The sequence below is a fragment of the Nocardioides sp. genome (assembly GCF_029937575.1).
Classification (GTDB): domain Bacteria; phylum Actinomycetota; class Actinomycetes; order Propionibacteriales; family Nocardioidaceae; genus Nocardioides.
Map to the genome: position 1 here is coordinate 1 of NZ_JAPYPS010000117.1, position 6,350 is coordinate 6,350.

Here is a 6,350-nt window from a genome sequence, read left to right on the forward strand (position 1 = left end):
AGTCCTTGTGCTTGGCGCCGACGTACCAGTGCGAGCCGGGGTCGTCACCGACCAGGACGGTGCCGAGGCCGGGCACGACGCCCCGCTCGCGCAGGCGCTCGACACGCTCGGCGAGCTCGGCCTTGATCGCCTTGAGGGTGGCGGTGCCGTCGAGTCGTTGTGCGGTCACGTGTGTCCTCGTACGTCGGGTGGTTGGGGTCTGCTGTCGGCTCACCGGTGTCTCGACACGCGCGTCTCGGCTTCGTCCCTCAGCCGCGGCGCTTGCTCGACCTTCCCATTCGCGGCCCGGAGCAAGCTCCGTGCCTAATGGTAAAAGTGACGGGTACCGGTGAAGTACATCGTCACCCCTGCTGCCTCGGCCGCGTCGATGGTGAGCTGGTCGCGCACCGATCCCCCGGGCTGCACGATGGCCGTCACGCCGGCGTCGATGAGGATCTGCGGCCCGTCCTCGAAGGGGAAGAACGCGTCGGAGGCAGCAGCCGAGCCGGCTGCCCGGTCCCCGGCCCGCGACACGGCAAGCTTGCAGGAGTCGACCCGGTTGACCTGACCCATCCCGACGCCGACCGAGGCACGGCCCTTGGCGAGCAGGATGGCGTTGGACTTCACGTGGCGGCACGCCTTCCACGCGAACGCAAGGTCGGCGAGGACCTCGGGCGTGGCGGGGGTGCCGGTGGCCAGGGTCCACGACGCCGGGTCGTCGCCACCCGACGTGGCCCCCTCGGCCCCGTCGGCGCCGTCGAGCACCGCGTCGACGGTGTCGACCTGCTGCTGGAGGATGCCGCCGGAGATCTGGCGGATCTCGAAGCCGCCCTCCACGTCCGGGTCGGCGTCGCAGACGAGGATCCGGATGTTCTTCTTCGCCTGCAGGGCCTCGACAGCGCCGTCCTCGTAGCCGGGCGCGACGATGACCTCGGTGAAGATCTCGGCGACCTTCTGGGCCATCGCCAGCGACACCGGGCGGTTGACCGCGATCACGCCACCGAAGGCGGAGACGGGGTCGCACTCGTGGGCGCGCAGGTGCACCGCGGCGATGTCCTCGTCGGGGCTGCCCGCGGCGATGCCGCACGGGTTGGCGTGCTTGATGATCGCCACCGCAGGTTCGGCGAACCCGTTGGCCGCGCGACGGGCGGCGTGGGTGTCGACGTAGTTGTTGTAGGACATCTCCTTGCCGTGGAGCTGCTCTGCCCCGGCGAGGCCGCCGGTGCCGTCGCTGTAGAGCGCTGCCACCTGGTGCGGGTTCTCCCCGTAGCGCAGGTCGGCGGCCTTCGTGAACGTCGCTCCGGCGAAGGCCGGGAAGCACGAGTCGCCGTTGTCGACGAGGTTGCTGCTCATCCAACCCGCCACTGCGACGTCGTACGACGCCGTGTGCACGAACGCCTCCGCCGCAAGGGCCCGGCGCTGCTCGAGCGTGAAGCCCCCCGCAGCGACGGCGGCGAGGACGTCGTCGTAGCGGTCCGGCGAGGTCACGATGGCGACCGAGGGGTGGTTCTTGGCTGCGGCCCGGACCATCGAGGGCCCCCCGATGTCGATCTGCTCGACACACTCGTCGAGCCCCGCTCCCGAGGCGACGGTCTCGGTGAAGGGGTACAGGTTGGACACGACCAGGTCGAACGGCTCGACGCCGAGATCGGCGAGCTGGGCGACGTGGGAGCCGAGGCGGCGGTCGGCCAGGATGCCGGCGTGCACCTTGGGGTGCAGCGTCTTCACGCGACCGTCGAGACACTCGGGGAATCCGGTGAGGTCCTCGACCCTGGTCACCGGGAGCCCGAGCTTCTCGATCAGGGCTGCCGAGCCGCCCGTCGAGACCAGGGAGACCCCGGCGTCGTGCAGCGCGCGGACCAGGTCGTCCAGGCCGGACTTGTCGTAGACCGAGACCAGAGCACGGCGGATCGGGACCTGCCCGAGGGCGGTCTGCTGGCTGTCATCACTCATCGCGGGAGTCGTCTCCTCAGTTGGTGGTGGGGGCCACCCAGGCGTTCGATGGCCACGCTTCGGTCCCCGGAGACGGGGCACTCCCCGGTGGTCGCCCACCTGCGCCAGTCGTGTGCCACGGAGTCTAGGGGTGAACCGAGGTCGGGCCGAACCGGACCTCCCGACCGACCACGGAGAAGCCCTCCCGCGCCATCCGCCCGACGGCGTCGACCAGCATCTCCCGCTCGGCCTCCTTGATCCGCTCGTGCAGCGACTCGACGCTGTCGTCGGGCTCCACGGCCACGGCCCGCTGCGCCACGATCGGTCCGGTGTCGACCCCGGCATCGACCACGAAGAGCGTGCAGCCGGTGATCTTCACCCCGTGCTCGAGCGCCTCGGCCGGCGCCCGCATCCCGGGGAAGGAGGGGCTGAGGGCAGGGTGGGTGTTGACGACGCGACCGCCGAGCTCAGCGAGGAAGTGCTCCCCCACCAGCTTCATGAAGCCGGCGAGCACCACCACGTCGGGGCGGTGCCCGGCGACAGTGGCGGCCAGCTCTGCGTCCCAGGCCCTTCGGTCCGCGAAGTCGGTGACCCGCCGTACGAAGGTCGGCACGCCGGCGCCCTCGGCGCGCCGCAGCGCCTCGATGCCGTCTCGGTCAGCACCGACGGCCACGACCTGCGCGCCGTAGGCCGGAGCGACGCTCGCGTCCAGCAGGGCCTGCAGGTTGGTCCCGCCTCCGGAGACGAGCACGACGACGCGGGCGGGCTGGGCTGGCACGCCGCGACCCTACTGGAGGTCCAGCTCGATCTCGACGGGCATGGAGCGGCGCTGCCACCAGGTCATCGCCAACCCGCCCAGCAGACCGCCGATGCCGAAGGACGTGACGGCGTGGAGCATGGTGTCGAAGGCGTACGGCGCCACGTCCTGCATCCGGCCCGGACCCACCGCACCTCCCGCCAGCGAGGCGACCAGCCCGAACAACAGGCCGGCGACGACTCCGCCGGAGACGCCGCGGACGGCGCCCTCCTCGTAGCGGAAGAGTGGGGCGCGGCGCTGATGGAGCACCACGGCGAGGAAGGCCACCAGGGGTGGCAGCACGATCAACCAGGCCGTCCACGCGGCGGTCGGCCCCTCGTCGGGCAGGGCAGCGAGCATGGGGAAGCTGGGCAACGGTCCGAGCACCACGACGCTGGGCGCCACGAGCGTACCGGTGCCGACGGTGAAGCCCGGCCCGAGCAGGTAGCTCCCGGAGAAGGCCAGAGCGTTGGGGAGCAGCAGGAGACTGACCACCAGGATCAACAAGGTGGCACCGGCATCGGCGTCGAGCTGGGACAGGACGTTGGCGGCGGTGCTCAGGTCGCTGAGCAGCGCTACCGCGAACGCCAGCGCGGACACCGCGAGCCACAGCAGCAGCAGGCGACGCACGATGCCCCCGGAGGCGCGCACGCTCGCCGGGAGGTACGACGTCCAGATCGCCGCTCGTCCCGAGCCGACGGCGATGCCGGGAGCCCCGGCCAGCAGGCACAGCAGCAGCGCCCAGGTGACCACCCGCGGCGCGCTCGGGTCGGTGGCCGGAGTGGCCGCCAGCGTGCTGGTGAGGACGGCGACCACGACGTACCCGGCGCTGAGCAGCACCACCGCGACCGGCACGGTCCAGTCCCGTTGTCCGTCGGCGATCTCCTCGACGTCGGGTCCGTGCCCCGAGACGGAGACCCCCACCCGCTGTCCCACCCGCCACAGCGTCCACGCGCACATGACGGTGATGCCGAGGGGCACGGCGCTCACCGCGACCCCGTCGACGAGCACGCCCGACCCGTGGCCCATCAGCCAGGCGAGCGCACCGGTCCGCAGGCCGTCACGCGGCTCGCCGTGCGCGCCGCCATCGGTGAGGAACCAGCCGGTGACGCCCGCCCCGAGGCAGACCAGCAGGGTGCCCGCGGCCGCGACCAGGCCCCCGAAGGTCGCCACCAGCACGAGCGGTCGCCTGGTCGCCAGGTCCGACCTCGGGTCGGCGGCGCGCTCGCGGGAGGTCGCGTGCGGGGAGGACAGCAGTGACGTCATGGCGCTCCCATCCTGGCCCTCGCGGCAGCCTCACCAGGGCAGGCACGCCGAAGCAGGGCGTGTTGCCGCGGTCGACTACCGTGAGGAGGCCATGAGAGACCCCGACAAGTTCGACGCCTTCTACAAGGACGCCCGCGAGCGACTGCTGGTGCAGACGTTCGCGCTCACCGGCGACCTGGCGGCCTCCCGCAGCGCGGTGCGCGACGCGTTCGTCGTCGCCTGGCACCGCTGGCGCAAGCTCTCGGTGCTCGACGACCCCGAGTCCGTCGTCCGACCCAACGCGTGGCGTCTGGCACAGCGCCGCCACACCGCCCGGGTCTGGCACCGTGACAAGGACATCAGCCCCGACGTGAAGGCCACGCTCGACGCTCTCGGCAAGCTCAGCGCCACCGAGCGCCGGACCCTGGTCCTCACCCAGCTGGCCGCCGTCTCGATGCCCCAGATGGCCCGCGAGGTGGGCCTGACCCGCGAGGCCGCCGAGCGCGATCTCCAGCACGCCGCGACCCAGCTCTCCTTGGCGCTCGACATCCAGGTCCCGGCGCTGCGCTCACGCTTCGACGACATCGCGGGGTCCGTGACCGACACGGTGCGGTGGCCCCGCGCCACGATCGTGCGGCGCGCCGGCGCCGCGCGCCGACGTACCCACACCGCCGTCGGCGTCACCGCCGCCGTGGCGGCACTCGTGGTGACCGGATCGCTGGTGAGCAACGCCACCGGCGTACGCCCCACGCTCGACCGAGCGGTCAGCGCCGCGCCCGGGATCGGCGCAGCTCCGAGCACCAGCGACCCCAGCGACGCCGGCAGCCCCGGCAGCCTCGAGAGCGAGCCGCCCGCCCCGACGCTGCCGGAGACCAGCCTGCTGAGCGTCTCCGACCTGGGAGCGCGCTACGACCTGGACTGGACGCTCACCGACACCACCGGCAACGACGACGGCACCGGCATGGTCCTGCCCTGTCAGCGCGAGCGGTACGCCGACCCGCGTGGCGAGGCGGCGCTGGTGCGGGTCTTCGATGCGCCCCGGACCAAGAAGACCAGCGCGCTGTCCTCGACCCAGATGGCTGAGGCCTCGGGCACCGAGAAGCGCGCCAAGCAGACCTACCGCACCCTCGGCTCCTGGTTCGGCGACTGCCTGCAGGAACGCATCCAGCTCCTGTCGACCACCGCACCCCAGGGGGTCGGCGACCAGGCCATCCAGGTGGTGCTCAGGTCGTGGGCCAAGCCGCAGGGCACCTACGTGCTGGGCGTCGCCCGCACCGGCATCTACACGACCACGACGCTGGTGGCCGGCGGCGTCGACGACGAGGCCGGCCCCAGCGCGCGGCGCGCGGGTGCACGGTTGCTCTCGAGCGCCGTGGACAAGCTCTGCCAGCTGCCCGAGGGCGGCGCGTGCGGCTCGGCCGACGCCGTGGTCGAGCCCCGGCCTCCCCTGGCCGCTGGCCCCGCTCCGGCGATGCTGTCCGAGATCGACCTCCCCCGCGTCAGCGACGTCACCCGGCCCTGGATCGGCACCGAGCCCCGCAGCGCGCTGACGAACGACGCGGCCTCGTCGTGCGACACGACGGAGTTCAACGGCAAGTTCCAGGGCAAGCCGATCTCCAACAATGCCACGCGCACCTTCGTGATTCCGCGGGCCAAGCTGCCGACCGAGTTCGGTCTCACCCAGTCGGTCGGCTCGCTGCCGGGCAAGCGCGCCGCAGCGCTCGTCGAGCGGGTCCGCAGCCAGCTGAGCGACTGCGACGCCCTCAACACCAACATCACCCGCCTGGCCCGCACCGACAGCGGTGCGACGTCGCTGACCGCCTGGCGGCTGCGGGTCGAGGTCAGCGACGAGCGCACGCTCACGTTCTTGATGGCGATCGTCCGCGACGGCAAGGCCGTGTCCCAGATCGGCTTCCTGCCGAGCACGCCGGGCGATCTGTCGACTCCCCAGTTCGTGGGCCTGGCCAACCGGGCGCTGCTCCGGCTCCCCCGGCTGCCCGCGCCGAAGAAGGGCTGACGTTTCCGGCACCCCGGTGCAACCGGCCCGCCGGTACGACGCAGCGTAGAACTCGTCGAGCTCCGCCTCGTCCATCGCCCGCCAGGCCCAGGGGGTCCGCGACGCCGAGGGGACCCCGCCGTACGGCGAGCAGTCGGTGGCCCGGCTCGGGAGGGACGCGCCGTCGAGCGCGCCCGATGCCACAAAGCACGCTGACCCGTCAGACATGTCTGACGGGTCAGCGTGATGGGGCGTGGATCAGAGGTTCTTCAAGATCTCCCGCATCAGCTCGGCGGTCTCGGACGGCGTCTTGCCGACCTTGACGCCGACGGCCTCGAGGGCCTCCTTCTTGGCCTGCGCGGTGCCCGAGGAGCCGGAGACGATGGCGCCGGCGTGGCCCAT

Annotated in this window: 5 protein-coding genes and 1 pseudogene; 1 reads left to right on the forward strand and 5 read right to left on the reverse strand. The window is 72.2% G+C overall.

What is annotated here, in order from left to right; genetic code table 11:
- From Q1K33_RS20415 to Q1K33_RS20430, 4 genes are all read right to left on the reverse strand, one after another.
- Window positions 1–169: tetrahydrofolate dehydrogenase/cyclohydrolase catalytic domain-containing protein (locus tag Q1K33_RS20415; protein ID WP_300406732.1), on the reverse strand; the 169-nt coding region annotated here is incomplete at its 3' end.
- A gap of 134 nt (window positions 170–303) precedes the next feature.
- On the reverse strand, window positions 304–1,932 hold the full coding sequence (purH, locus tag Q1K33_RS20420; protein ID WP_300406724.1) for a bifunctional phosphoribosylaminoimidazolecarboxamide formyltransferase/IMP cyclohydrolase: 1,629 nt from the start codon (window positions 1,930–1,932) through the stop codon (window positions 304–306).
- A 124-nt stretch (window positions 1,933–2,056) separates the two neighbouring features.
- Window positions 2,057–2,689, reverse strand: a complete 633-nt coding sequence (gene purN / locus Q1K33_RS20425) for a phosphoribosylglycinamide formyltransferase (protein WP_300406726.1) — start codon at window positions 2,687–2,689, stop codon at window positions 2,057–2,059.
- A gap of 9 nt (window positions 2,690–2,698) precedes the next feature.
- Complete coding sequence (locus tag Q1K33_RS20430) at window positions 2,699–3,973, reverse strand: DUF6350 family protein (protein ID WP_300406728.1); 1,275 nt, start codon at window positions 3,971–3,973, stop codon at window positions 2,699–2,701.
- Between the two features lie 91 nt (window positions 3,974–4,064).
- Between Q1K33_RS20430 and Q1K33_RS20435 the strand changes: the two genes are divergently transcribed.
- A complete protein-coding gene (locus Q1K33_RS20435) occupies window positions 4,065–5,969 on the forward strand; it encodes a hypothetical protein (protein ID WP_300406730.1) in 1,905 nt (634 codons plus the stop codon).
- Window positions 5,970–6,206: 237 nt separating this feature from the next.
- On the opposite strand, the pseudogene Q1K33_RS20440 reads toward Q1K33_RS20435, so the two are convergent.
- A pseudogene (locus Q1K33_RS20440) lies at window positions 6,207–6,350 on the reverse strand (succinate--CoA ligase subunit alpha); the annotation flags it as partial.

Coding starts and splice junctions, on each gene's coding strand:
- purH (WP_300406724.1), bottom strand. CDS start 1,932: ATGAGTGATGACAGCCAGCAGACCGCCCTCGGGCAGGTCCCGATCCGC.
- Q1K33_RS20430 (WP_300406728.1), bottom strand. CDS start 3,973: ATGACGTCACTGCTGTCCTCCCCGCACGCGACCTCCCGCGAGCGCGCC.
- Q1K33_RS20435 (WP_300406730.1), top strand. CDS start 4,065: ATGAGAGACCCCGACAAGTTCGACGCCTTCTACAAGGACGCCCGCGAG.